The organism is Pantoea sp. PNA 03-3 (assembly GCF_003201175.1).
Taxonomy (GTDB): Bacteria; Pseudomonadota; Gammaproteobacteria; order Enterobacterales; family Enterobacteriaceae; genus Pantoea; species Pantoea stewartii.
Map to the genome: position 1 here is coordinate 111,692 of NZ_QICO01000002.1, position 26,286 is coordinate 137,977.

At 54.6% G+C, this 26,286-nt stretch carries 22 protein-coding genes; 4 read left to right on the top strand and 18 right to left on the bottom strand.

Translation table 11 applies throughout. From position 1 onward, the window contains the following. Positions 1-9 precede the first annotated feature (9 nt). The 18 genes from ftsZ to ilvI form a co-directional block, all read right to left on the bottom strand. The gene (ftsZ, locus tag C7433_RS06895) at positions 10-1,164 is read right to left on the bottom strand and encodes a cell division protein FtsZ (protein WP_006117682.1); all 1,155 of its coding nucleotides are present in this window, start codon (positions 1,162-1,164) and stop codon (positions 10-12) included. A gap of 71 nt (positions 1,165-1,235) precedes the next feature. Continuing rightward, positions 1,236-2,492, bottom strand: a complete 1,257-nt coding sequence (gene ftsA / locus C7433_RS06900; protein ID WP_110267849.1) for a cell division protein FtsA — start codon at positions 2,490-2,492, stop codon at positions 1,236-1,238. Beyond that, positions 2,489-3,328, bottom strand: a complete 840-nt coding sequence (gene ftsQ / locus C7433_RS06905) for a cell division protein FtsQ (protein ID WP_033740258.1) — start codon at positions 3,326-3,328, stop codon at positions 2,489-2,491. Before ftsQ ends, ftsA begins: the two co-directional genes overlap by 4 nt. A gap of 1 nt (position 3,329) precedes the next feature. Beyond that, on the bottom strand, positions 3,330-4,247 hold the full coding sequence (locus C7433_RS06910; RefSeq protein WP_054634501.1) for a D-alanine--D-alanine ligase: 918 nt from the start codon (positions 4,245-4,247) through the stop codon (positions 3,330-3,332). After that, the gene (gene murC, locus C7433_RS06915; RefSeq protein WP_110267850.1) at positions 4,240-5,715 is read right to left on the bottom strand and encodes a UDP-N-acetylmuramate--L-alanine ligase; all 1,476 of its coding nucleotides are present in this window, start codon (positions 5,713-5,715) and stop codon (positions 4,240-4,242) included. Before murC ends, C7433_RS06910 begins: the two co-directional genes overlap by 8 nt. A 76-nt stretch (positions 5,716-5,791) precedes the next feature. Beyond that, positions 5,792-6,850 carry an undecaprenyldiphospho-muramoylpentapeptide beta-N-acetylglucosaminyltransferase gene (gene murG, locus C7433_RS06920; protein ID WP_039338747.1) on the bottom strand — a complete coding sequence of 353 codons (1,059 nt, stop codon included), beginning with the start codon at positions 6,848-6,850 and terminating at the stop codon, positions 5,792-5,794. Next, positions 6,847-8,061 (bottom strand): cell division protein FtsW, encoded by a 1,215-nt coding sequence (ftsW, locus tag C7433_RS06925; RefSeq protein ID WP_033740255.1) that lies wholly within the window; start codon positions 8,059-8,061, stop codon positions 6,847-6,849. The genes murG and ftsW overlap by 4 nt, the downstream gene beginning before the upstream one ends. Then, positions 8,061-9,377: a UDP-N-acetylmuramoyl-L-alanine--D-glutamate ligase gene (gene murD / locus C7433_RS06930; protein WP_110267851.1), complete on the bottom strand. Its 1,317-nt coding sequence runs from the start codon at positions 9,375-9,377 to the stop codon at positions 8,061-8,063. The genes ftsW and murD overlap by 1 nt, the downstream gene beginning before the upstream one ends. A 2-nt stretch (positions 9,378-9,379) precedes the next feature. Then, a complete protein-coding gene (gene mraY / locus C7433_RS06935; RefSeq protein ID WP_033740254.1) occupies positions 9,380-10,462 on the bottom strand; it encodes a phospho-N-acetylmuramoyl-pentapeptide-transferase in 1,083 nt (360 codons plus the stop codon). After that, positions 10,456-11,814, bottom strand: a complete 1,359-nt coding sequence (murF, locus tag C7433_RS06940; protein ID WP_006117673.1) for a UDP-N-acetylmuramoyl-tripeptide--D-alanyl-D-alanine ligase — start codon at positions 11,812-11,814, stop codon at positions 10,456-10,458. The genes mraY and murF overlap by 7 nt, the downstream gene beginning before the upstream one ends. Continuing rightward, positions 11,811-13,298 (bottom strand): UDP-N-acetylmuramoyl-L-alanyl-D-glutamate--2,6-diaminopimelate ligase, encoded by a 1,488-nt coding sequence (gene murE / locus C7433_RS06945; protein ID WP_110267852.1) that lies wholly within the window; start codon positions 13,296-13,298, stop codon positions 11,811-11,813. Before murE ends, murF begins: the two co-directional genes overlap by 4 nt. Continuing rightward, positions 13,285-15,051, bottom strand: a complete 1,767-nt coding sequence (locus C7433_RS06950) for a peptidoglycan glycosyltransferase FtsI (RefSeq protein ID WP_006117671.1) — start codon at positions 15,049-15,051, stop codon at positions 13,285-13,287. Before C7433_RS06950 ends, murE begins: the two co-directional genes overlap by 14 nt. Before the next feature lie 16 nt (positions 15,052-15,067). Next, complete coding sequence (gene ftsL / locus C7433_RS06955; protein WP_006117670.1) at positions 15,068-15,388, bottom strand: cell division protein FtsL; 321 nt, start codon at positions 15,386-15,388, stop codon at positions 15,068-15,070. Further along, the gene (rsmH, locus tag C7433_RS06960; protein ID WP_054688155.1) at positions 15,385-16,326 is read right to left on the bottom strand and encodes a 16S rRNA (cytosine(1402)-N(4))-methyltransferase RsmH; all 942 of its coding nucleotides are present in this window, start codon (positions 16,324-16,326) and stop codon (positions 15,385-15,387) included. The genes ftsL and rsmH overlap by 4 nt, the downstream gene beginning before the upstream one ends. Before the next feature lie 2 nt (positions 16,327-16,328). After that, entirely contained in the window at positions 16,329-16,787 is a 459-nt protein-coding gene (mraZ, locus tag C7433_RS06965; RefSeq protein ID WP_006117668.1) for a division/cell wall cluster transcriptional repressor MraZ, read from the bottom strand. Positions 16,788-17,280: 493 nt separating this feature from the next. Further along, positions 17,281-18,291, bottom strand: a complete 1,011-nt coding sequence (gene cra / locus C7433_RS06970) for a catabolite repressor/activator (RefSeq protein ID WP_006117666.1) — start codon at positions 18,289-18,291, stop codon at positions 17,281-17,283. A gap of 186 nt (positions 18,292-18,477) precedes the next feature. Beyond that, on the bottom strand, positions 18,478-18,969 hold the full coding sequence (gene ilvN / locus C7433_RS06975) for an acetolactate synthase small subunit (protein WP_006117664.1): 492 nt from the start codon (positions 18,967-18,969) through the stop codon (positions 18,478-18,480). A 2-nt stretch (positions 18,970-18,971) separates the two neighbouring features. Next, on the bottom strand, positions 18,972-20,696 hold the full coding sequence (gene ilvI / locus C7433_RS06980; RefSeq protein WP_006117663.1) for an acetolactate synthase 3 large subunit: 1,725 nt from the start codon (positions 20,694-20,696) through the stop codon (positions 18,972-18,974). A 903-nt stretch (positions 20,697-21,599) separates the two neighbouring features. Here ilvI and leuA point away from each other — a divergent pair. Genes leuA through leuD form a run of 4 tightly spaced genes read left to right on the top strand, consistent with a single transcriptional unit; the run spans position 21,600 to position 26,274 of the window. Further along, positions 21,600-23,162: a 2-isopropylmalate synthase gene (gene leuA, locus C7433_RS06990; protein ID WP_006117662.1), complete on the top strand. Its 1,563-nt coding sequence runs from the start codon at positions 21,600-21,602 to the stop codon at positions 23,160-23,162. Between the two features lie 2 nt (positions 23,163-23,164). Continuing rightward, a complete protein-coding gene (gene leuB, locus C7433_RS06995) occupies positions 23,165-24,256 on the top strand; it encodes a 3-isopropylmalate dehydrogenase (RefSeq protein ID WP_006117661.1) in 1,092 nt (363 codons plus the stop codon). A gap of 4 nt (positions 24,257-24,260) precedes the next feature. Then, the gene (leuC, locus tag C7433_RS07000) at positions 24,261-25,658 is read left to right on the top strand and encodes a 3-isopropylmalate dehydratase large subunit (protein ID WP_006117660.1); all 1,398 of its coding nucleotides are present in this window, start codon (positions 24,261-24,263) and stop codon (positions 25,656-25,658) included. A 10-nt stretch (positions 25,659-25,668) separates the two neighbouring features. Next, positions 25,669-26,274, top strand: coding sequence for a 3-isopropylmalate dehydratase small subunit (gene leuD / locus C7433_RS07005; protein WP_033740246.1), 606 nt, complete (start codon positions 25,669-25,671; stop codon positions 26,272-26,274). Positions 26,275-26,286: the final 12 nt, after the last annotated feature.

Here is a 26,286-nt window from a genome sequence, read left to right on the forward strand (position 1 = left end):
AGGTTATTCCTAGTCGGCCTGCTTACGCAAAAACGCCGGGATATCAAGGTAATCTGGCTCTTTGTTCGATTGCGCATTCTGATCGTTCACCACTTTCGCTGCAGGTTTCTGCTCCTGCGGCAGCGGCGACATGCCGTGCTGCTGATAACGGTGATCCATCACTGGCTGGCTGGCCGGTTTGTTGGTGACCAGCGTGATTTCAGGACGCTTGTCCATACCAATACCGGTTGCCACCACGGTGACGCGCAGTTCATCGTTCATTTCTGGATCCAGAGAGGTACCGATAACCACGGTGGCGTTGTCTGAGGCGAAGGCGCGGATGGTATTACCCACGGTTTCGAACTCATCCAGACGCAGGTCAAAGCCCGCCGTGATGTTGACCAGCACGCCACGCGCACCAGACAGGTCGATATCTTCCAGCAGTGGGCTGGAAATCGCCATCTCAGCAGCTTCTTCCGCACGATCTTCACCGCATGCCACGCCAGAGCCCATCATGGCATAACCCATTTCTGACATGACGGTACGCACGTCAGCAAAGTCGACGTTCATCAGGCCAGGGCGGGTAATCAGTTCAGCGATACCCTGCACTGCGCCTTTCAGTACGTCGTTGGCTGCGCCAAAAGCGTCGAGCAGCGAAATGCCGCGCCCAAGCACTTTTAACAGCTTGTCGTTAGGAATGGTGATCAGTGAATCGACGTGCTTAGACAGCTCTGCGATCCCCTGCTCGGCAAACGCCATGCGCTTCTTGCCTTCGAAGTTGAAAGGCTTGGTCACGACCGCAACGGTCAGAATACCTAAATCTTTCGCCACTTCAGCTACAACAGGCGCTGCACCGGTACCGGTACCGCCACCCATACCCGCTGCGATGAACACCATGTCTGCCCCTTCCAGCGCAGAACGCAGTGCTTCGCGATCTTCCTCTGCAGAGTTACGGCCCACTTCCGGGTTCGCACCCGCACCCAGCCCTTTGGTAATGTTATTACCAATCTGGATGGTCTGGCCGACCGCTGTTTTACGCAACGCCTGGGCGTCGGTGTTAACAGCGAAGAATTCCACACCTTCGATACGCTCGCGTACCATGTGCTCTACGGCGTTGCCGCCGCCACCGCCGACGCCGATGACTTTAATCACCGCGTCATTGGTTAATTCCATAGGTTCAAACATGATTTCTCTCCGTTATGTGCCTGTCGCCTGGAGATCACAAAAGAAAACAGCATGATCCCCTTTTACAAAAATTAAAACTCTTTTTTTAACCAACTATTGATACGTTTAAACCAGTTGCCGACTGAAACCCGCTTTTCCGCCTCTGCGTCACCGTTCATGTGTGACTCTTTGCCGTAATGCAACAGCCCTACCGCCGTGGAATAGTAAGGCTCCTGCGCGTAGTCCGTCAGGCCAGTAATGTTCAGCGGCTGTCCAATGCGCACCTGCGTATGGAATACGCGCTGCGCGCAGGCGGCCAGACCTTCAATCTGCGCCGCGCCGCCGGTTAATACAATCCCCGCAGCAAGATGATGTTTCACTCCCTGCTGGCGAAGCTGCTCTTGCAACTGCAAAATCTCGTCATTGACCAGATTTAAAAGTTCGGTGTAACGCGGCTCAATTACCTCAGCCAGCGTCTGGCGCTGTAAGCTCCGTGGCGGACGTCCGCCAACGCTCGGCACTTCAACGTTCTCATCTTTTCCAACAATCGATCCCAGCGCGCAACCATGCCGGACTTTAATCGCTTCCGCATCGGTAGGCGGCGTGCCAAAGGCGTACGCAATATCGCTGGTAACTACATTGCCCGCATAAGGAATGACCTTCGTGTGGCGCAGTGCACCGCCAGTATAGACGGCGATATCCATTGTGCCGCCCCCGATATCCACCACGCAAACGCCCAGTTCGCGTTCGTCTTCGGTCAGTACAGCAAAGCTGGACGCCAGACCGGCAAAAATCAGTTGGTCAACTTTGAGGCCACAACGTTCAACGGCTTTAACAATATTTTTCGCCATATCATTGTGACAGGTGATCAAATGGACTTTCGCCTGCATACGTACACCGGAAAGGCCGACCGGGTTCTTAATGCCTTCCTGGTAATCGATGGCATATTCCTGAGGAATAACGTGCAGAATGCGATGCTCGTCACGAACGCGCACAGACTTTGCCGTGTGCACCACATTCTCTACATCATCCTGAGTCACTTCCTCTTCTGAAATCGGAACCATCCCGATTTCGTTCTGGCAGCTGATATGTTTGCCCGATAATGCAAGGTAGACAGAGGAAATCTGGCAATCCGCCATTAACTCAGCCTGATCAATGGCGCGCTGTACGCATTTCACCACCGACTCAAGATCGTTAACGCCACCTTTATCCATACCGCGGGACGGACAACTGCCGACCCCAATAATATTGACCATACCATCGGGCAGAATTTCCCCAACCAGGGCGGCGACTTTCGCAGTGCCGATTTCGAGTCCAACTACCAGTTTTCTGTCCGTTGCCTTGATCATTGTTGTTTAGCCTGTGCCTGGTTTTGTTGCTGATTACTGTCCTGTGGCTCCATCACTATCGGTGTCCAGCCAACGGAGGCGCCAGAGTCATAGCGTAAATCAACGGAGTTGATGCGCTTGTGTTCATTCTCGCCTTGTTGCTGCAACACCGGATAAAGCTCAATAAAACGATTCAGACGCTTCATGGTATCGGTACGGCCCAGTTCGATACGTACATCGTCACTGGTCACCAGCTGCCATGAACGTCGTGCCGTCATCGACGCCACCTTCAGGGTAAACTTCCTGGCTTTCAGCACATCATCCATACTGTGATAGCCCGCCAGGACCTCTTTTTCACTGCCTTCTGGCCCATACAACATGGGCAACGCTTCTTTGCCCATATGATTGGCCGGTACGCTAAATGACACGCCGTCGCTGTCCACCATATGCGCGTCGTTCCAGCGTGCCACCGGCGTGTACTCAACCAGATGAATCTTCAGTTCATCAGGCCACTGTTTGCGCACACTGACCTGTTTAATCCACGGCAACCGTTCAATCTGCTGCTGGATAATGTTCACATCCTGCGACATAAAGGTGCCGGGTGGCCCCAGGGATAAAATCGCCTGGCGGATGTCGTCGTGGGTGGTGTAATGCAACTCACCGGTGACCACCAGTTTCGACAGGGGTAAGCGGGATGCATCATTCATCCACTTCAGCACCACTAATCCACCCGCAATCATTATGCCCATTACCATCAGCAGAAAGACGATGCCAAACAGCCGGGCACCGTTACTGCGGCCGGTGCGTGCCCGCTCCTGCGCCTCACGATTGCGTACATTCATCGCCGCCTGTGACATATCAGTCGGCCAGTTCCAGAATGCGTACGACCAGTTGAGAAAAGGTCAGTCCCGCCTGCTTTGCTGCCATCGGCACTAAGCTGTGGCTGGTCATGCCCGGGGAAGTATTGGCTTCCAGCAACTGAAAGCGGCCTTCACCATCGGTCATCACATCGACACGACCCCAACCCTGACATCCCAGCGCCTGCCAGGCAGACCACACCAGCTGTTGTAATTCTGCTTCACGCTCTGCACTCAGCCCTGCGGGACAGAAGTACTGAGTATCGTCAGAAATGTATTTAGCTTCATAGTCATAGAACTCGCTGGCAGTCTTTATTTTTATCGCTGGCAGAATCTGATCGCCCAGAATGCCCACGGTATATTCTTCACCACTCAGAAACGCCTCGATAAGCACGTTATCGTCGTGACGAAATGCCTCTTCCAGCGCGGCCATCAGATCGCCCTGCTGATTAACCCGGCTGATGCCAACGCTGGATCCTTCACTGCTCGGTTTAACAAACAGAGGGAAGCCCAGCGCGGCAATCGCCGCCGCTGTCGCGGCGTCCAGACCCGACTGCATCTGTGCACGGGTCATCCAGACAAACTTACCTGCCGGCAGTCCCCTGCCCTGCCACAGTAATTTGGTACGCAGCTTATCCATGGTCACCGCCGACGCCATGACCCCGCTGCCGGTATAAGGCAGTTGCAGGAATTCAAGCACGGCCTGAAGCGTGCCGTCTTCGCCACCGCGACCATGCAGCGCGATAAAGACTTTGTCGAAGCCCTGCGCTTTCAGATCCAGCACAGACTGCTCGCGTGTATCAATACCGTGCGCATCAATGCCCGCTTCACGTAAACCGGCCAGTACGGCAGCCCCGGACATCAGGGAGACCTCGCGTTCGGCTGAGGTGCCACCCATCAAAACAGCCACTTTAGACATGACGGCCCTCCACTTTGCGCTCTGGCTGCAGTTTGCATTCCGCCAGTTTACGCGCCACTTTCCCGACGTTGCCTGCGCCCTGAACCAGAATCAGATCGTTACCTGATAATAACGGCGCCAGCATCTCGACTAACGCATCATGCTCCGGCACCAGAATGGGGTCGACTTTACCGCGGTTGCGGATTGCACGACACAGCGCACGGCTGTCAGCACCCGGAATCGGCGTTTCGCCGGCGGCATACACATCCAGCATCAGTAAAACGTCGACCTGTGACAGCACGTTGGCAAAATCGTCAAACAGGTCGCGCGTGCGGGTATACCGGTGCGGCTGAAAGACCATCGCCAGTTTTTTATCCGGCCAGCCTGCGCGCGCCGCTTTAATGGTGGCATCCACTTCCGTTGGGTGATGGCCATAATCATCAACCAGCATAGCCGTGCCAGGCGTGCCGTTGACCGGTTCGGTAGCAAACTCGCCCAACTGATCGAAACGACGGCCGGTCCCCTGGAAGCTCTCCAGCGCCGCCAGAATCGCGCTGTCTTCAATGCCTTCTTCGCTGGCAACCGCAACCGCTGCCGCCGCATTCAACGCGTTATGCCGTCCCGGCGCATTCAGCGTGATCGCGAGTGGTGCCTTGTCCTGACGAATCAGGTTGAAATGCACCTGAGCGCCACGCTGTTCAAAATCTTCAATGCGGAAGTCCGCATCCTCGCTGAAACCATAGGTCGTAATCTGACGTCCTACACGCGGTAACAAGTCGCGAATCACCGCATCATCAACGCACATCACCGCACGGCCATAGAAGGGCAGGTTGTGCAGAAAATTGATAAACGTCTGCTTCAGGTTTTCGAAATCACCCTGATACGTGTCCATATGATCGGCTTCGATATTGGTCACGACGGCAACCATCGGCTGCAGATGCAGGAAGGACGCATCGCTCTCATCCGCCTCGGCGATCAGATAACGGCTGCTGCCCAGACGCGCATGCGTGCCCGCCGCTTTCACCAATCCACCGTTAACGAAGGTCGGATCCAGGCCACCTTCGGCATAAATGCTGGAGACCATCGCCGTTGTCGTAGTTTTGCCGTGCGTTCCGGCGATCGCAATGCCATGACGAAAGCGCATCAGTTCTGCCAGCATCTCAGCGCGACGAATCACCGGGATACGTTGCTCGCGTGCCGCAACCAGCTCAGGGTTATCCTGAGAAACCGCACTGGAGACCACGACGACACTGGCATCCGTCACGTTTTCCGGGCGGTGGTTGAAGTAAATCGTTGCGCCCAGATTGATCAGATTGTGGGTTACCGGGTTAGGCGCCAGATCAGAACCGCTAATATGGTAGCCTTCATTCGCTAACACTTCGGCAATACCGCCCATGCCAGCACCGCCGATGCCGACAAAGTGAATGTGCCGGACGCGACGCATCTCGGGCACGATTGAACGCAGTTTTGCCAGTTGTTGTGTATTCATTACGCTTTCTTATACCTACTCATTCAGTTTGTGCTCAGGTTGTTGAGCACGGGCCAGCCAGGCTGACCTGATTCTTTTAACGTGCGGCGCGAGCCACTTCCTGTGCAACCCGTTCGGTGGCATCAGGTACCGCTACCGCGTGGGCCTTTTCTGCCATCGCGAGTAATGTTGAACGGTCCCAGTGACGCAACGTTTCCGCTACCGCCTCCGCAGTAAACTGCGGCTGCTCAAAAATTTTGGCTGCCCCTGCGCCTTCAAGCGGCAGGGCATTCCAGTACTGCTGGCGATCTTTGTGCTGAAACGGCACGAAAATCGCCGGTAAACCTGCGGCAGCGATTTCGCTTACCGTTAATGCGCCAGAGCGGCAAATCACCACGTCGGCCCAGGCATACGCAGCGGCCATATCATCAATAAACTCGGTCACTTTATGCTGCGGCTGACCGGCTTGCTGATAGGCCTGTTGGACTTCTTGCAAGGCGCCCTTACCCGTTTGATGCCAGAGGGTAATGGTCTCGCCCAGCCTGGCGGCAATCTGAGGCAACGTCTGGTTCAGAATGCGCGCGCCCTGACTGCCCCCGATAACCAGAATACGAATCGGTCCACTGCGGCCAGCCAGCCGTTGCGCCGGTGACGGCAGCGCCAGCACATCGGTACGCACCGGATTACCCACAACGTCCGCGTGCGGAAAGGCACCCGGAAAGGCCTGCATGACCTTGGTGGCAATTTTAGCCAGCCATTTATTGGTGAGCCCGGCAATACCGTTCTGCTCATGGAGTACCACTGGCACCCCGCAACTCCAGGCGGCCAGACCACCGGGCCCCGATACATAACCGCCCATGCCCAGCACCACATCGGGCTTCCAGGCTTTGATAATCTTGCGCGCCTGACGCCAGGCGTTGAAGATGCGTACCGGCGCTAACAACAGCGCTTTACTGCCTTTACCGCGTAATCCACTGATGCGGATAAAATCAATGTCGATACCGTGCTTAGGTACCAGGTCGGCTTCCATACGATCGGCCGTGCCTAACCAGCGCACCTGCCAGCCCTGCGCCTCGAGATGATGGGCCACAGCCAGCCCCGGGAAAACATGCCCACCGGTTCCTCCTGCCATGACCATCAATCGTTTACCGCTCATCGACCACCCCGGGTAAACGCCTGCGCTTTAGCCAGACGCGTTTCATAATCAATACGTAACAAAAATACGATGGCCGTCGACATAATGAGCAGGCTCGAGCCACCGTAACTAATCAGCGGTAATGTCAGACCTTTTGTCGGCAACATCCCCGCCGCCGCACCCACGTTGACCAGCGCCTGAAAGCTGAACCAGACGCCGATTGAGCAGGCCAGAAAGCCGGAGAAACGTTGGTCAAGTTCAAGTGCGCGGCGGCCAATCGACATGGCGCGAAAAGCCACGAAGAATACCATTAACAGGGCTAAAACCACACCGATGTAACCCAGTTCTTCTCCGATAATCGAGAAAATAAAGTCGGTATGTGCTTCCGGCAGGTATTCCAGTTTCTGTACCGAATTGCCCAGTCCCTGGCCCCAGAATTCGCCGCGGCCAAACGCCATCAGTGACTGAGTAAGCTGGTAGCCGCTGCCGAACGGATCTTCCCACGGATTCCAGAAAGAGGTCACACGGCGCATACGATAAGGCTCGGCGATGATTAACAACACCACCGCGAAGATGCCGGAACCGATAATCGCCAGGAACTGCCACAGCTTCGCCCCCGCCAGGAAGAGCATCGCGAGCGTCGTGACAAACAGCACCACCACCGTACCCAGATCGGGCTGAGCGAGCAGCAGCACCGCCAGCACGACCATCACCCCCATCGGCTTACAGAAACCCCAGAAGTTATTGCGGACTTCCTCAACCTTACGCACCAGATAACTGGCGAGATAACAGAAGAGCGTGAGCTTAGACAGTTCCGCTGGCTGAATACGCAGTGGACCCAGTGCAATCCAGCGTGATGCCCCGTTTACGGAGCTTCCTACGACCAGCACAATCAGCAGCATGACGACCGACGCCATCAACATCACGTTGCTGTAGCGCTGCCAGAAATCCATGGGTACGCGCAGCGTGACCAGGGCGATACCAAACGCCAGCGCAATATAGAACGCATCACGCTTGGCAAAGTAGAACGGATCGTCATTCAGACGCTGTCCCACCGGCATTGAAGCCGATGTCACCATCACAAACCCGATTGCAGCCAGCCCCAGGGTCAGCCAGAGCAAAGTCCGGTCATAGAGCACCTGCGAGGTATCGTCGCTCTCACGCGCGCCCATCACCCAGTTACTCAGGCGACCTGACAGATAATTCACAATGCCCGCTCCAGGAATACGCATCAGCTTAACTCCCTGGCCAGTTGCGCGAAGACATCGCCGCGCTGTTCAAAATTGCGGAACTGGTCAAGGCTGGCGCAGGCCGGGGAAAGCAGGACCATGTCGCCTGGCTGTACCTGTTTTGCAATCTGCGCCATTGCCTCCTGCAGCGTTTCGGTCCTGACCGCCACGTCAGGGCGGAGCGCGGCCAGTGCATCACCATCGCGCCCAAAGCAAAACAGCCGGATACGATCGCCCTGCAGATACGGTTGCAGTGGAGAGAAATCCGCAGATTTGCCATCGCCTCCCAGCAGTAACCAGAGCGTACCGTCAACCTGTAATCCCTTCAGAGCCGCTTCCGTACTGCCCACATTGGTTGCTTTTGAATCATTGATCCAGCGCACACCGCGGCTTTCATGAACCAGCTGGAAACGGTGCGCCAGACCTGAATAAGCCGCCAGTGCGGACAGACTGGTCGAGCGTGGCAGACCAACCGCATCGGCCAGCGCCAGCGCGGCGAGCGCATTGGTGTAGTTATGCTGTCCGACCAGCGTCATCTCGTCTGTGTTCAGGACTTTTTCGCCTTTCGCCCGCAGCCAGACACTGCCCTGCTGCTTGTTCAGGTGATAATCGCCGATATCAATACCGAAACTGACACAGCGTGCGTCGGCGCCGCGTACCGGCATGGTCATGCCATCGTCGGCATTCACCACGCAAACCTGAGCGTTCTCGTAAATCCGCAGTTTTGCCGCGCGGTACTGCTGCATACCTAACGGATAGCGATCCATATGATCTTCGGTCACGTTCAGGATCGTGGCCGCTGCGGCCTTCAGGCTGTAGGTGGTTTCTAACTGGAAGCTGGAAAGCTCCAGAACATAGAGCTGAGCGGGCGCTTTCAGCAGGCTCAGCGCGGGCAACCCAATGTTACCGCCGACGCCTACCTGCCAACCGGCGGCTTTCGCCATTTCGCCGACTAACGTAGTGACCGTACTCTTTCCGTTTGAACCGGTGATCGCCACGATCGGTGCCTGTGCTTCCCGGCAAAACAGCTCAATGTCGCCGACGATTTCAATGCCCGCGTCTGCCGCTTCACACAATGCGGCATGGGCCAGGGCAATGCCGGGGCTGGCCACGATGAGATCCGCAGCCAGCAGCCAGTCGCGATTGAGACCGCCCACATAACGTTCCACCTGCTCAGGCAGTTTATCCAGCCCGGGCGGTGATACACGGGTATCCATCACGCGGGGCGTTACACCCTGCGCTATAAAGAAATCAACACAGGACAGGCCGGTCAGGCCTAATCCGATGATGACGACTTTTCTCCCGCGGTAATCAGCCATGATTAACGTACCTTCAGCGTCGCCAGGCCAATCAGCACCAGCATGAGCGAAATAATCCAGAAGCGCACAATCACGCGCGGCTCTGGCCAGCCTTTCAGTTCGTAATGGTGATGGATCGGTGCCATGCGGAAAATACGCTGGCCACGCAGCTTGAACGATCCCACCTGCAGGATCACCGACAGCGTTTCAACCACAAACACGCCGCCCATAATCACTAATAAAAATTCCTGGCGCAGCAGGACAGCGATGGTACCGAGCGCGCCGCCCAGTGCCAGCGAGCCGACATCGCCCATAAAGACCTGAGCCGGATAAGTGTTAAACCAGAGGAAACCTAATCCAGCCCCAACAATCGCCGTACAGACGATAACCAGCTCACCTGCGTGACGCAGATAAGGAATGTGCAGGTAATCGGCGAACTTCACGTTACCGGTCGCCCAGGCGACCAGGGCGAAACCGGCCGCAACAAACACTGTCGGCATAATGGCCAGACCATCCAACCCATCAGTCAGGTTGACGGCATTGCCGGTACCGACGATAACGAAATAGGCCAGTACGATGTAAAACAGGCCAAGCTGTGGCATCACATCTTTGAAAAACGGCACCACGAGTTCCGTCGCAGGCGTATCTTTACCGGCCAGATAGAGCGCGAAGGCGACACCGAGCGAAATCACCGACATCCAGAAGTATTTCCAGCGGGCAATCAGCCCCCTGGTATCCTTGCGAACCACTTTACGGTAATCATCAACAAAGCCAATGACGCCAAAGCCCACCAGCACCACCAGCACGCACCAGACGTAGGGATTAGAAGGATAAGCCCACATCAGCACCGACAACGTAATCGACGTCAGAATCATGATGCCGCCCATCGTCGGCGTGCCCCGCTTGCTGAAGTGCGATTCGGGACCATCATTACGGACAACCTGCCCGATCTGCAGCTTTTGCAGCCAGGCAATCAGACGCGGCCCCATCCACAGCGAAATAAACAGTGCGGTCAGCAGGCTGACAATGGCGCGAAACGTCAAATACGAAAAGACGTTAAAACCGGAATAAAATGCGACCAGATGCTCGGCCAGCCAAACTAACATGTTCCTTTCTCCTGTAAGCTCTGTACTACCTGCTCCATGGCGGCACTACGCGAACCTTTAATCAATACGGTCATTTCTTTGTGTTCGGACAGCAACTGGCGTAATCGTTCAGTCAGCGCCGTTTTATCGCTGAAATGTTCGCCAACTTCGCTACTTTCACTCATAAAGTGGCTGAACTGCCCGGTGCTTAATACCCGGTCAACGCCCGCAGCTTTGGCGGCCAGACCGACTTCGCGATGAAGTTGTTCACTTTCATCGCCTAATTCAGCCATATCGCCCACCACCATCACACGGTAGCCGGGCATTTCAGACAGCACCTGTGCCGCCGCAACCATCGATCCTACATTGGCGTTATAGCTGTCATCCAGGAGCAGTTGATGATCTGAGAGCCGGACAGGAAATAAGCGACCAGGAACGGACTGCAGGCTTTTCAGCCCGGTCTGCACCGCGCTAAGCGGTGCATCGACCGACAACGCAAGCGCCGCCGCCGCCAGAGCATTGGCGATATTGTGCCGACCGGGCAGAGGCAGAATAATGTCGATGTCACCACGGGGCGTATGCATGACAAAATGGGTGCCATCCTGGCGAATACGGATATCGCGCGCACCAAAGTCGCAGTCTGCGGCCTGCGGCGAGAAGCGCCATACCGTTTTACCGTGCAGGTTCTCCTGCCAGCGTGGCCAGTCATTGCTGTCAGCATTTAAAATCGCCGTTCCCTTTGCGGGCAGGCCGTAAAAAATTTCACCCTTCGCTTTTGCGACACCTTCAAGCGACCCGAAACCCTCAAGGTGCGCGGCAGCCAGATTATTGACCAGCGCCGCTTCCGGACGAACCAGGTCGGTGGTATAGGCGATTTCACCCTGATGATTAGCGCCAAGCTCAATCACGGCATACTGATGTTCTGGCGTGAGACGCAGCAGGGTCATGGGCACGCCAAAATCGTTATTCAGGTTACCGGCGGTATGCAGCGTTTCGCCGCACTGGCGTAAAATCGCTGCGGTCATTTCTTTCACTGACGTTTTACCGGATGAGCCGGTCAGCGCAACGACGCGGGCACTGACCTGCTGACGCACCCAGGACGCCAGCTTACCAAAGGCGATGCGCGTGTCTTTGACAACGACCTGCGGCACCGACACAGGTAAATGCTTACTTACCAGCAAGGCTTTCGCGCCCTTGGCAATCGCATCCTCGGCAAAGTCATGTGCATCGAAGCGCTCACCCACAATGGCAACAAACAGACTGTCTGCGGTGACCTTGCGGGTGTCTGTCGTGACGGTGTTGAACGTCAAATCGTCGCCGTGCAGCGTACCGCTGGTGACCTGCGCTAAGGTGCGTAATGAAACCGGAATCATGCAATGCCTCCTAACAGCGTGGCGACCGTAGCACGATCGGAGTAGTCCAGCCGCTGATGACCAATAATTTGATAATCTTCGTGGCCTTTACCGGCGACTAACACAATGTCGTCGGGCTGAGCCTGCATAATAGTGCTGGTGACTGCCTGTGCACGGCCCGCGACAACGCGAGCGCGGCCCGGATCAAGGAGGCCGCTCAGAATGTCCTGCACAATCGCCGCAGGATCTTCGCTGCGCGGATTATCGTCAGTAATCACGACCACATCGGCAAACTGTTCCGCAATGGCACCCATAAGTGGGCGCTTACCTTTGTCGCGATCGCCGCCACAGCCGAACAGGCACCATAGTTTACCTTTACAATGCAGGCGGGCGGCGGCCAGTGCTTTCTCTAATGCGTCGGGCGTGTGGGCATAATCCACCACGACAGTGGGTTTGCCCGGTGCGGTGAAGACTTCCATCCGTCCGGTAACCGGCTGCAGTTTTGCGGCAACGCGCAGTAAATCATCCAGTGCATAACCCAGCGCCAGCAGTGTGGCCAGCGCCAGCAACACGTTACTGACGTTAAAAGCCCCCATCAGACGACTGTCCAGTTCGCCATCGCCCCAACTGGAGCGGAAACGAATGTGGGCACCATTGTCGTGATAGTTCACCTCGGTTGCGCGAAGCCAGCGACCATGGCAGCCAGGCTGCAGGTTATTTTCCATCGAGACAGCAACCGCATCAGGCAGGTTTGCCAGCCAGCGGCGTCCGACTTCATCGTCGGCATTCAGGATGGCCACGCCCACCTGATGTTCAGAGAAGAGCAGCCATTTAGCTGATTCGTACTGTTGCATATCGCCGTGATAATCCAGGTGATCACGACTGAGGTTGGTAAAGACAGCGGCAGCGAACGGCAAGGCTGCGACACGATGCTGCACCAGACCGTGGGAGGAGATTTCCATGGCGGTCAGCGACGCGCCCTTCCTGGCCAGTTCATCCAGAGTATGCTGGACGTCCACAGCGGAGCCGGTGGTGTTTTCGGCAGGCACGAGCTGGCCGACCAGACCATTTCCCACCGTCCCCATCACCGCGCTGGTTTCACCCAGCAGCTCAGCCCACTGGGCCAGCAGCTGACTCGTGGTCGTTTTGCCATTAGTGCCGGTGATGCCAATCAGTTTTTGTCTTTCGCCCGGCTGTTGGTAAAAACGCCCCGCCAGAGCGGAAAGACGCTGGGGCAACTGTGCAAGATAGATAACCGGCACGCCGTGCATTTCGCGTATTTCACCATCGCTCGCTTCCCCTTCGGCTTCCGCAATCACGGCGGCCACACCCTGGGCAATGGCCTGAGGAATGAAGCGGCGTCCATCAACCTGATGGCCGGCGATAGCGACAAACAGATCACCCGCAGCCGCCACGCGACTGTCCAGCGTCATGTCACGCAACGGGCGCGCAGGTGCACCGGGCACCCACGGTCCGAGTAAGTCGCGCAGGTTACGATCTGTCACTTGTTTCCTCACTTCTGTTTGTCACCAACTCGTTCTTGTCATTGGTCGGCAGCGCATCCGGCTCGATGTTCATGGTGCGCAGTACGCCGCCCATGATGGCACCAAAAACCGGTGCAGAAACCGCACCACCATAATATTTACCGGCCTGAGGATCGTTGATGACCACAACAAGCGCAAAACGAGGACGGCTGGCAGGTGCCACGCCTGCGGTATAGGCGATGTATTTGTTCACATAACGCCCGTCCGGTCCGACTTTTTTCGCCGTACCGGTTTTAATGGCGACGCGATAACCTTTAATGGCGGCTTTGACGCCGCCACCGCCCGGCAATGCAACGCTTTCCATCATATGCACCACGGTTTTCACCAGAGCTTCAGGAAATACGCGCTCACCGCCCACCGGCGGATCCACTTTGGTAATTGAGAGCGGGCGGGCGATACCAAAGCTGCCAATCGTTGCGTAGACTCGCGCTAACTGTAACGGCGTTACCATTAGCCCGTAGCCGAAAGAGAAGGTGGCCCTCTCTATGTCAGACCACCGTTGTTTTTTAGGGTATAAGCCACTGCTTTCCCCGACCAGCCCCAAATTGGTCGGTTTACCCAGACCAAAGCGCGAGTAAGTTTCTACCAGCGCTGAGGAGGGCATCGCTAACGCCAGTCGGGAAACACCGACGTTACTCGATTTCTGTAGTACGCCAGTCAGCGTGAGTTCGTTATAGCGCGCTACGTCTTTAATTTCATGACCATTTACGCGATACGGCACGGTGTTCAAAACGCTGTTCTCTTTCACCACGCCGCGTTGCAGCGCGGTCATCACCACCATCGGTTTTACCGTCGAGCCGGGTTCGAAAATGTCGGTGATGGCCCGGTTGCGCATCAGATCTTTTGGCGTGTCGCTGAGGTTATTGGGGTTATAGGCAGGGCTGTTCGCCATCGCCAGGACCTCACCGGTATTCACATCCACCAGAACCGCCGTTCCCGATTCGGCTTTGTTAAAGGCGACCGCATTATTCAGCTCACGGTACACCAGCGCCTGTAAACGCTCGTCAATGCTCAGCGTGAGGTTATGTGCCGCACGACTGTCCACCGATGAAATGTCTTCGATAACGCGCCCATAGCGATCTTTACGCACGGTACGCTCGCCGGGCTCACCCGTCAGCCATTTGTCAAAGCTCTTTTCGATGCCTTCGATTCCCTGACCATCGATATTGGTGAAGCCAATCAGATGTGAGGTGACCTGTCCGGCAGGGTAATAACGGCGTGATTCTTCGCGCAGATGGATACCGGGCAGCTTGAGTTTTTTGACGTATTCACCAATGGCGGGATTGACCTGGCGGGCCAGATAGATGAACCGGCCTTTAGGATTGGCATTCACGCGGGCGGCCAGTTGATCAATGGGAACAGAAAGCGCATCTGAGAGCGCACGCCAGCGACTGTCGAGCGTGACACCGCCCGCATCATGCAGCTCTTTGGGATCGGCCCAGATGGCGTTAACCGGCACGCTGACCGCCAGCGGACGCCCGCCGCGGTCGCTGATCATCCCCCGCGAGGTGGGCACGGCCTGAACGCGCAGTGAACGTAAATCGCCCTCTTTAACCAGTTTGTCCGGATTAATCACCTGCAGCCAGGCCACGCGTGATAACAGCCCACCTAAGGCCAGTAAAATGCAACCGCATAACAACGCAAAACGCCAGCTTACAAAGCTGGCTTTATCTTCTGGTTTTTTTAACTTCAGCGTTCTTTTTACGCCGCTCATTAGCAGTAACAGGTCCTTATTTTTGCACCACGATGTTTTCCTGCGAAGGATCAACGTGCTGCATCTGCAGCTTCTCGGTGGCGATCCGCTCAACGCGGCTGTGATCGCCAAGGGCATTCTCTTCCAGAATTAAGTTGCGCCACTCAATGTCCAGCGCATCACGCTCAAGCACCAGTTGCTCTCGCTGGGCAGTCAGCAAGCGTGTTTTGTGCGTCGTTGTCACGACCAGCACGGCAGAAACCAGCACAGCAATCAGCAACAGAAAAGGGAGTTTCCCTTTACGCATAATGTCGCCCGCGATGACCGCGGGTAAGCTGTGCCGTTCGTTGCCAATCATGCGTCAGTTCGCTCCGCAATTCGTAGAACGGAACTGCGCGCACGGGGGTTCTCTTTCACCTCCGTGTCGCCAGGTACCATTTTGCCCAGCAGCTTCAACTGACGCCCACCCAGTGCATTCAGTTGCTGCTCGGTCATGGGTAAGCCATGGGGCACCTGCGGCCCGCGGCTCTGATCGCGCATAAACCGCTTCACCAACCGGTCTTCCAGCGAATGGAAGCTGATGACAGACAAACGCCCTTGCGGAGCCAGCACATCGACTGCACCTTTTAATGCGGTGTCGATCTCTTCCAGTTCGCTGTTGATCCAGATGCGAATGGCCTGGAAACTACGGGTCGCCGGGTGTTTGAACTTGTCTTTAACCGGTGTTGCTGCGGCAATCACCTCTGCCAGCTCTTTCGTGCGCGTCATCGGTTCATCCCGGTTGCGTTCCACAATCGCCCGCGCAATCCGCTTCGCAAAACGTTCTTCACCATAGGTTTTCAGCACAAAGGCGATATCGGCCTCTTCTGCCTGCATCAACCATTCGGCGGCAGAGTGGCCGCGCGTGGGATCCATGCGCATATCCAGCGGCCCGTCACGCATAAATGAAAACCCGCGTTCGGCATCATCCAACTGCGGGGATGACACGCCCAGATCCAGTAATATGCCGTCAATCTGACCTGCCAGTTCACGCTCTGCCACATACTCCGCCAGCGCGGAAAAGGGGCCATGAACAATGGAAAAACGCGGATCCTTTATTTCAGCGGCCGCGGCGATAGCTTGCGGATCACGGTCAATGGCGATGAGCTTTCCGTTGGCGCCAAGCTGCGCCAGAATCAAGCGTGAGTGACCGCCACGCCCAAAGGTGCCGTCAATATAGATTCCGTCTTCCTTGATGTTGAGGCCATTCACTGCCTCATCCAACAGCACGGTAGTGTGTTTATAATTTTCCTGCATAGCTATAGCGATAAATCCTGCAACCGCTCAGATAAAGGCGACTGAGCTGACTGTTCTGCGTCAATATCATCCCTGACTTGTTGATACCAGGTCTGTTCATCCCACAGTTCAAACTTGTTGAACTGCCCAACCAGCATCACTTCTTTGCTTAAATTTGCATGCTGGCGAAGGGTATTCGCCAGCAATAAGCGGCCCGCATTATCCATCTGACACTCACTGGCATGTCCCAACAGTAAACGCTGCACGCGGCGCTCCATCGGATTCATGCTGGACAGACTCGCCAGTTTTTTCTCAATGATTTCCCATGCGGGTAAGGTGTAAAGCAACAGGCATGGCTGATGGAGGTCGATGGTACAAACCATCTGCCCCTGCGATTCCTCGTTCAGCAAATTACGGTAACGGGTTGGTACCGCCAGTCGTCCTTTGCTGTCGAGATTGACTAACGTTGCTCCACGGAACATGTCAGTCTCACCCCTCAGTTACCCATTTGCACCACTTTATCCCACTTTTTACCACAAAACGAGTTTAAGGATCGTAGGAAATCATTGTCAAGCCGGAGCGGCAGTAGAATATGATTATTTACCGAGGCGGGAATTAACACTGAAAAGGTTTCAAAACGCCGGAAGATGATTAATCAAAATTAAACTAATGAATAATTGAATAAAAAATTCAGCTCTGAAAAAAAACGGCGAAAATTAACACGTTTATTACGGTTGAATAATCCGATGCCGTTTTGAGACAGGGGACGCATTTTAGGGGATTTCTTAACGGAAGCCTAGCCACTCGCCTGATGTTAAGGGGCTAAACCAGCGTTAAGTTGTAAGTAAACAAGAATGGTCTGTTAACTTAATTTGTTAGAATGAATGTTAAACGCTTACGCTTTTTTACTTTGGATAAGAAAGAGTTTAAAAACAGCATTTAAACATCGGGGCAGACAAATCGCTGCCCGTATTATTAATTAGAAATTCTGCTTAATTGTCCGCGACGTAATAAATTGCGGCGAATACGCGTTAATCCAGGCTTGGGTTTACGCGGTTCATCAAGAGACGCTAATACCAATTCCAGTACCCGTTCGGCTACATCACGATGACGCTGGCCTACCGATAACACCGGGCACTCCAGGAAGTCCAGCAGTTCATGATCGCCAAAGGTGGCGATCGCCAGATTGGACGGCAGGCGGCCGTTACGCTTCAGGGTCACATCCATCACACCCTGTAACAGGCCGAATGACGTGGTGAACAGCGCGTCTGGCATTGAGTGATCCTGCAAATACTTTTCGAACACGGCGGCCGACGCCGTGCGCTCAAAACTATTGCAATAGAGGAAGTCGATGGGACGCTCATCCCCTTTCCAGGCTTCTCTGAATCCCAGTTCACGCAGAAAGCTGACCGATAATTCTGGTAACGCGCCCATGAACAGAACGTTGCTGACCTTAAGCTGACGCAGTTCAGCCGCCAGGGCATAAGCATCGTCCTGGTCAGCACCGACCACGCTGGTAAAGTGTTCACGATCCAGCGCGCGGTCCAGTGCGATAATGGGCAGGGGATTGTTAATCCAGCGCTGATAAAAAGGATGCTCAGGAGGAAGTGAAGTGGATACGATAATGGCGTCCACCTGGCGTTGCAGCAGATGCTCAATACAGCGCATTTCATTGTCAGGCTGATCTTCAGAACAGGCGATCAATAACTGGTAGCCACGCTGGCGGGCCTGACGCTCAAGATAGTTAGCAATACGTGTATAACTGGTGTTTTCCAGATCGGGAATCACCAGACCGATCGAGCGCGTGCGCCCGGCGCGCAGCCCTGCCGCCACAGCATTAGGATGATAGTTATGCTCGCGGACCACCGCCATGACTTTCTCGACGGTTTTATCGCTGACACGATACTGCCGTGCCTTTCCATTAATGACGTAACTGGCCGTGGTGCGCGATACACCCGCCAGGCGCGCAATTTCATCCAGTTTCACTGTAACCCCACCGTTAAGCGGGTCTGATAACCCGCAGATAAGCTATGGACATTCTTTTATCACATCTAACAGCAGAAAAGTGCGCGGAGCAACCGCTTTTCTGATGGTGAACCTTGTTCTGCACAAAAAAGAAAAAACCCGGCATTTCGCCGGGTTACATTCGTTTTAGATCGTTACGGCGCGTGATTAACGCATTATCCGTTCGCCACGTGAAACACCGACGATGCCGGAGCGCGCGACTTCTACAATTTCAGCCACTTCGCGTACCGTGCTTAAGAATGCATCCAGCTTATCGCTGGTGCCTGCCAGCTGAACCGTGTAAAGCGAAGGCGTCACATCAATAATCTGGCCCCGGAAAATTTCTGCGCTGCGCTTTACCTCTTCGCGGCCATAACCTGTCGCCTGAATTTTCACCAGCATAATTTCACGTTCGACGTAAGCGCCCTGCCCTAACTCGGTCACACGCAAAACATCGACCAGCTTGTGCAGCTGTTTCTCAATCTGCTCCAGGACTTTCTGGTCGCCAACAGTCTGAATCGTCATGCGTGACAGCGTAGGATCGTCCGTGGGTGCAACCGTCAGGCTCTCAATGTTGTAGCCACGCTGTGAAAACAGGCCAACAACACGAGACAATGCGCCGGATTCGTTTTCCAGCAAAACCGATAAAATGCGACGCATAATTAAGTCCTCTCCGTTTTGCTCAACCACATCTCATCCATACTGCCACCGCGAATCTGCATCGGGTAAACATGCTCACTGCCGTCAACGTTAACATCAACAAACACCAGTCGTCCTTTTGCCAGAGTTTCCAGTGCCAGCGTCAGCTTCTCTTCCAGCTCCGCAGGATGACTGATGGCAATGCCTACGTGACCATAGGCCTCCGCCAGGCGAACGAAATCAGGCAATGATTCCATATAAGACTGAGAATGGCGGCCAGAGTAAATCATGTCCTGCCACTGTTTCACCATGCCCAGGAAACGGTTGTTCAGGTTCAGCACTAATACCGGCAGATCATACTGGAGCGCGGTCGAAAGCTCCTGAATGTTCATCTGAATACTGCCATCGCCCGTCACGCAAATCACGGTTTCGTCAGGCAGCGCCATTTTGACACCCAGCGCGGCAGGCAGGCCGAAGCCCATGGTGCCGAGGCCACCAGAGTTAATCCAGCGACGGGGTTTATCAAAGGTGTAGTAGAGCGCGGCAAACATCTGATGCTGCCCTACGTCCGATGTCACGTAAGCATCACCATTAGTAAGACGGCAGATGGTTTCGATCACGGCCTGGGGTTTGATTTTGTCACTGGTACGATCGTAGGCAAGGCACTGACGTCCGCGCCAGGTCTCAATCGACTGCCACCAGTCACGCAGACTGTCTAACTGCTGCTTCGCCTCCGTGTGATCAAGCAGTTCCAGCATCTGCTGTAACGTCTGTTTTGCATCGCCCACAATCGGAATATCCGCGGAGACCGTTTTGGAAATCGACGTCGGATCGATATCAATATGCATCACGGTGGCGTTCGGGCAGTATTTTGCCAGATTGTTGGTGGTGCGATCGTCAAAACGTACACCAACGCCGAAGATCAAATCGGCATTGTGCATCGTCATATTCGCTTCGTAGGTGCCGTGCATACCGAGCATACCTACGCACTGGCGATGGCTGCCAGGGAACGCACCCAGCCCCATCAGTGAAGTCGTGACCGGAATATTCAGGCGCTCAGCCAGCTGCAACAGCTCGGCTTCACACGACGATGTAATGGCACCGCCGCCGGCATAGATAACCGGCTTATGCGCCGCCAGTAAGGTTTGTAACGCACGCTTAATCTGGCCTTTATGGCCCTGAATTGTCGGATTATACGAGCGCATGCTCACTTCCTGCGGATAGTGATAAGGCAGCTTATTCGCAGGATTAAGGATATCTTTTGGCAGATCGATAACCACCGGTCCCGGGCGACCGCTGGATGCCAGCCAGAACGCTTTTTTCAGTACCGTCGGGATCTCTTCGGTGTTTTTCACCAGAAAACTGTGTTTCACCACCGGGCGGGAAATCCCCACCATGTCACATTCCTGGAAGGCATCATAACCAATCAGCGAAGACGGCACCTGGCCCGACAGAATAACTAATGGAATAGAATCCATATAGGCGGTCGCGATACCGGTGATCGCATTGGTTGCACCCGGCCCGGACGTCACCAGCACCACACCGACTTCACCGGTTGCGCGTGCCAGACCATCGGCCATGTGGACCGCACCCTGCTCGTGGCGGACCAGAACATGGTCGATGCCCCCCACAGTTTGCAGTGCATCATAGATATCGAGTACTGCGCCACCCGGATAACCGAACACTTGCTTCACGCCCTGGTCGATCAACGACCGGACGACCATTTCGGCTCCTGACAACATCTCCATTTTCTGCCTCCCGGCTTGAGGAACTGAATCCACTGGCGACGGCTTTTCCGCTAGCCATATGCATCCTGCCCTGTTTCGCCAATTAAAATCAAAACCTTATGTTTTTGCTAAGACCGCAGAACTCATTTCTGCGATCCAGATACAGAGAATTCTGCTGGGTTAATTTTTCTAAGAGTAGGTCGATTACCATAACCGTAGAAAAACGGGCTGGCAAACGCCAAACGCATTTGATGAAAGGCGGCGGGATTCAAAGCCTCTGCCCGCCAACTTTTGCCTGCGATTATTAAACTAAATACGTTCAATAATGGCAGAGGAAAATGCTGTGAATGATATTTTTTGTAGCCATATCTAAGAAATAAAAAAAACCTATGACGAACGGACTCAGCCAGCCATCTTTTCCTCATGCGTTTTTATGGCGTAATTATCTTATAAAAATTTAAAGCGCATGAGATTATGCTGCCTGAGATGGCCTGATTATGGATAAAGCGATACTGGAATATTAATTTATCATTATATTTCATCACCTTAAAAAGCAGCCTTTCTTCTGTAACCCCGTATCAGCAGTAATGAACGTCATGGGTTCTGTCCGCCTCGTTTAATACTCTGTGAGCGTCAAAAATGTCAGAACATTTTTCTTTGTGGCGGCTGAAAATAACCCTTCGCTTATGGTTGACATCGATTGTTGATTCCAGTACCAATAGATGCAGCAAAAAATTCACGGGGTTTGAAACATGTCACGTTCTTTTCGTCTATCAGGTCTACTACTTATCGCAAATTCTCTGCGCGGTAGACTTGTGGGCGAAATCAAACACTGATTCGAACCTGCTAAAAGTTAAAAACCCGCGCCTGTCGCGGGTTTTTTTATGCTCGTTGCAAGGCAAGAAACGCAAAAGGATGAACACGATGAGCCAGCAAGTTATTATTTTCGATACCACTCTGCGTGATGGTGAACAGGCCTTACAGGCCAGCCTGAGTGTGAAAGAAAAACTGCAGATTGCGTTAGCGCTGGAACGTATGGGCGTTGATGTGATGGAAGTCGGCTTCCCCGTCTCGTCACCAGGTGATTTTGAATCCGTACAAACCATTGCGCGTACTATTAAAAACAGTCGGGTTTGCGGCCTGGCGCGCTGCGTTGAGCAGGACATTGATGCCGCCTACGAATCATTGCGGGTTGCCGAGGCCTTCCGCATCCATACCTTTATTGCCACCTCGCCGATGCATATCGCCACGAAACTGCGCAGCACCTTACCCGAGGTAATTGAGCGGGCGGTGCGCATGGTAAAACGTGCCCGTAACTATACGGACGATGTTGAATTCTCCTGTGAAGACGGTGGTCGTACGCCCATTGACGACCTGTGCCGCATGGTCGAAGCCGCCATAAATGCGGGCGCAACCACCATCAATATCCCTGATACCGTTGGCTATACCCTGCCGAATGAATACGCCAACATTATCAGCCAGTTAATCAACCGCGTACCGAATATCGACAAAGCGATTCTGTCTGTGCACACACACGACGATTTAGGCATGGCCACCGGCAATGCGATTGCAGCGGTGCAGGCCGGGGCGCGTCAGGTGGAAGGGACATTGAACGGCCTGGGCGAACGTGCCGGTAACTGTGCGCTGGAAGAAGTGATCATGGCGATTAAAACCCGCCAGCAGATCATGAATGTCCATACCAACATTCACCATCATGAAATTTATCGTACCAGCCAGATGATAAGCCAGATCTGCAATATGCCGATTCCGGCCAACAAAGCGGTTGTCGGATCGAACGCGTTTGCCCACTCGTCGGGCATTCATCAGGACGGCGTGATTAAGAATCGTGAAAACTATGAAATCCTGACGCCAGAATCCATTGGCCTGCATAAAATTCAGCTTAATCTGACATCCCGTTCCGGTCGTGCAGCGGTAAAACATCGCATGGAAGAGATGGGCTACACAGAGAGCGAATACAATCTGGATTCCCTGTATGACGCTTTCCTGAAACTGGCGGACAAGAAAGGTCAGGTTTTTGACTACGACCTGGAAGCGCTGGCTTTCATCGACAAACAAAACGAAGAGCCTGAATTTTTCCAACTGAATGATTTCACTGTGCAGTCAGGCTCCAGTATTACGGCGACCGCGTCGGTCAATCTGGGTTGTGGCGAACAGACGAAATCAGAAGCGGCGACCGGGAACGGTCCGGTTGATGCGGTTTATCAGGCCATTAACCGAATTACCCAGTTCAATGCCGAGCTGGTTAATTACAAGCTGACGGCAAAAGGCCACGGCGAAAATGCCCTGGGCCAGGTCGATATTGTGGTGAGCTACAACAACCGCAAATTCCACGGCGTTGGTCTGGCGACAGATATCGTCGAATCGTCTGCCAAAGCGATGGTGAACGCCTTAAACAACATCTGGCGAGCCAAACAGGTCGAGAAAGAGTTACAGCGCAAGTCTAAAGATCAGAAGGAAACGGTGTAATCATGTCAAACTCTTCACATATCGCAGTACTGGCGGGCGACGGTATCGGCCCGGAAGTGATGGCGCAGGCTATCAAGGTATTAGATGCCGTTCGTCAGCGCTTTAATCTGCGTATTACCACCAGCGAATACGATGTGGGCGGCATCGCCATTGACCGCCATGGTGAACCGCTCCCCCCGGCCACTGTAGCCGGTTGTGAGCAGGCTAATGCGATTCTGTTCGGTTCCGTGGGCGGGCCAAAATGGGAACACCTGCCCCCGGCTTCCCAGCCCGAACGTGGCGCGCTGCTTCCCCTGCGTAAGCATTTTAAACTGTTCAGTAACCTGCGCCCGGCGGCGCTGTACAGTGGTCTCGAAGCGTTTTGTCCACTGCGCAGCGATATCGCGGCACGCGGTTTCGACATTCTGTGTGTCCGTGAACTGACCGGCGGCATCTATTTTGGTCAGCCGAAAGGACGTGAAGGCAGCGGTCCGCATGAACGCGCGTTTGATACCGAAGTCTACCATCGCTTTGAAATCGAACGTATTGCACGTCAGGCTTTCGAGTCCGCCCGCAAGCGCCGCAACAAAGTGACCTCCGTGGATAAAGCCAACGTACTGCAAACCTCGGTCATGTGGCGCGAGATCGTCAACGAGATTGCGAAAGATTATCCCGATGTGCAGTTGAGCCATATGTACATCGACAATGCCACCATGCAGCTGATTAAAGATCCTTCTCAGTTCGACGTGCTGCTGTGCTCAAACCTGTTTGGCGACATTCTGTCAGACGAGTGCGCGATGATCACCGGTTCTATGGGCATGCTGCCCTCAGCCAGCCTGAGCGAAGACGGCTTTGGCCTCTACGAACCGGCTGGCGGCTCCGCACCGGATATCGCCGGGCAGAACATTGCCAACCCGATTGCTCAGATTTTGTCGCTGTCACTGCTGCTGCGCTACAGCCTGAACGCCGATGAGGCCGCTGCCAGTATTGAACGCGCCATCAGCCGTGCGTTAGCCGAAGGTTACCGCACCAAAGATTTAGCCGGTGATGGCCCTGCGATTAGCACCGATGAGATGGGCAGCATCATTGCTCGCTTTGTCGCCGAGGAAAAATAATAAAATGAAAACTTTATACCAGAAGTTATTTGATGCACATGTCGTTCACGAAGCGCCGAATGAAACGCCGCTGCTCTATATTGACCGTCACCTGATTCATGAGGTGACCTCACCGCAGGCGTTTGATGGCTTGCGGGCGCACGGTCGTAAAGTGCGCCAGCCGTCGAAAACCTTCGCCACCATGGATCACAACGTTTCTACCCAGACCAAAGATATTCATGCCTCGGGTGAAATGGCCCGTATTCAGATGCAGGAGCTGATCAAGAACTGTGCGGAATTTGGCGTGCAGTTATATGACCTGAATCACCCGTTCCAGGGCATCGTGCACGTCATCGGTCCGGAACAAGGCATGACCTTACCGGGCATGACCATTGTCTGCGGTGACTCGCACACGGCTACACACGGCGCTTTTGGCTCGCTGGCCTTCGGTATCGGTACCTCTGAAGTCGAGCATGTTTTTGCCACCCAAACCCTGAAACAGGGCCGTGCTAAAACCATGAAGATTGAAGTGACAGGTACGGTTGCCCCGGGCATTACGGCGAAAGATATCGTGCTGGCCATTATCGGCAAAACCGGCAGCGCGGGCGGGACCGGCCATGTTGTCGAATTCTGTGGTTCCGCGATCGAAGCGCTGAGCATGGAAGGCCGCATGACGCTGTGTAACATGGCTATCGAGATGGGCGCAAAAGCCGGTCTGGTGGCCCCCGATGAAACCACCTTCGCCTACCTGAAAGGACGTCAGTTTTCACCGGAAGGTGAGAAATGGGCGCAGGCCGTTGAATACTGGCGCACGCTGAAATCCGATCCGGACGCGAAATTTGACCGCGTCGTGACGCTGCGTGCAGAAGAGATCGCCCCGCAGGTTACCTGGGGAACGAACCCTGGGCAGGTTATCGCGGTGGATGCGCAGATTCCCGACCCGGCCTCGTTTGCGGATCCCGTGGAGCGGGCATCCGCAGAGAAGGCGCTGGCTTATATGAACCTGCAACCCGGTATCAAACTGACCGACGTCAGCATCGATAAAGTCTTTATTGGTTCCTGCACTAACTCGCGCATTGAAGATCTGCGCGCCGCCGCCGCGATTGCCAAAGGGCGTAAAGTTGCGCCGGGCGTTCAGGCTCTGGTGGTGCCAGGTTCAGGCCCGGTTAAAGCCCAGGCCGAAGCCGAAGGGCTGGATAAGATCTTTATTGAGGCCGGATTTGAATGGCGCCTGCCTGGCTGCTCCATGTGTCTGGCGATGAATAACGACCGCCTGAATCCCGGCGAGCGTTGTGCTTCAACCAGTAACCGTAACTTCGAAGGCCGCCAGGGCCGTGGCGGACGGACACATTTAGTCAGCCCGGCGATGGCCGCTGCTGCTGCCGTTAATGGCCATTTCGCTGATATTCGCAGCCTGACATAAGGACTCCATCATGGCAGAAAAATTTACGCAACATACGGGTTTGGTGGTGCCACTGGATGCCGCTAACGTCGACACCGACGCCATCATTCCAAAGCAGTTTTTGCAGAAAGTGACGCGTGTTGGTTTCGGTGCGCATCTGTTTAACGACTGGCGTTTCCTGGACGATCACGGCCTGGAGCCCAATCCGGATTTCGTGCTCAACTTCCCGGAGTACAAAGGGGCATCCATCCTGCTGGCACGTGAAAACTTTGGCTGTGGTTCGTCACGTGAGCATGCGCCATGGGCACTGACCGATTACGGTTTTAAAGTCGTCATCGCGCCGAGCTTTGCCGATATTTTTTATGGCAACAGCTTTAATAACCAACTGCTGCCGGTCACGTTGACTGAGGAGCAGGTAGACGAATTGTTTACCCTGGTAAAAGCCCGTCCGGGCATCCGCTTCGAAGTGGATCTGGAAGCGCAGGTGGTTAAAGCCGGCGACAAGACCTACAGCTTTAAGATTGATGATTTCCGTCGCCACTGCATGCTGAATGGACTGGACAGCATCGGCCTGACGCTACAGCACGAAAGCGCGATTTCAGCTTACGAAAATAACCAGCCCGCCTTTATGCGCTAAGCTTCGTTATCA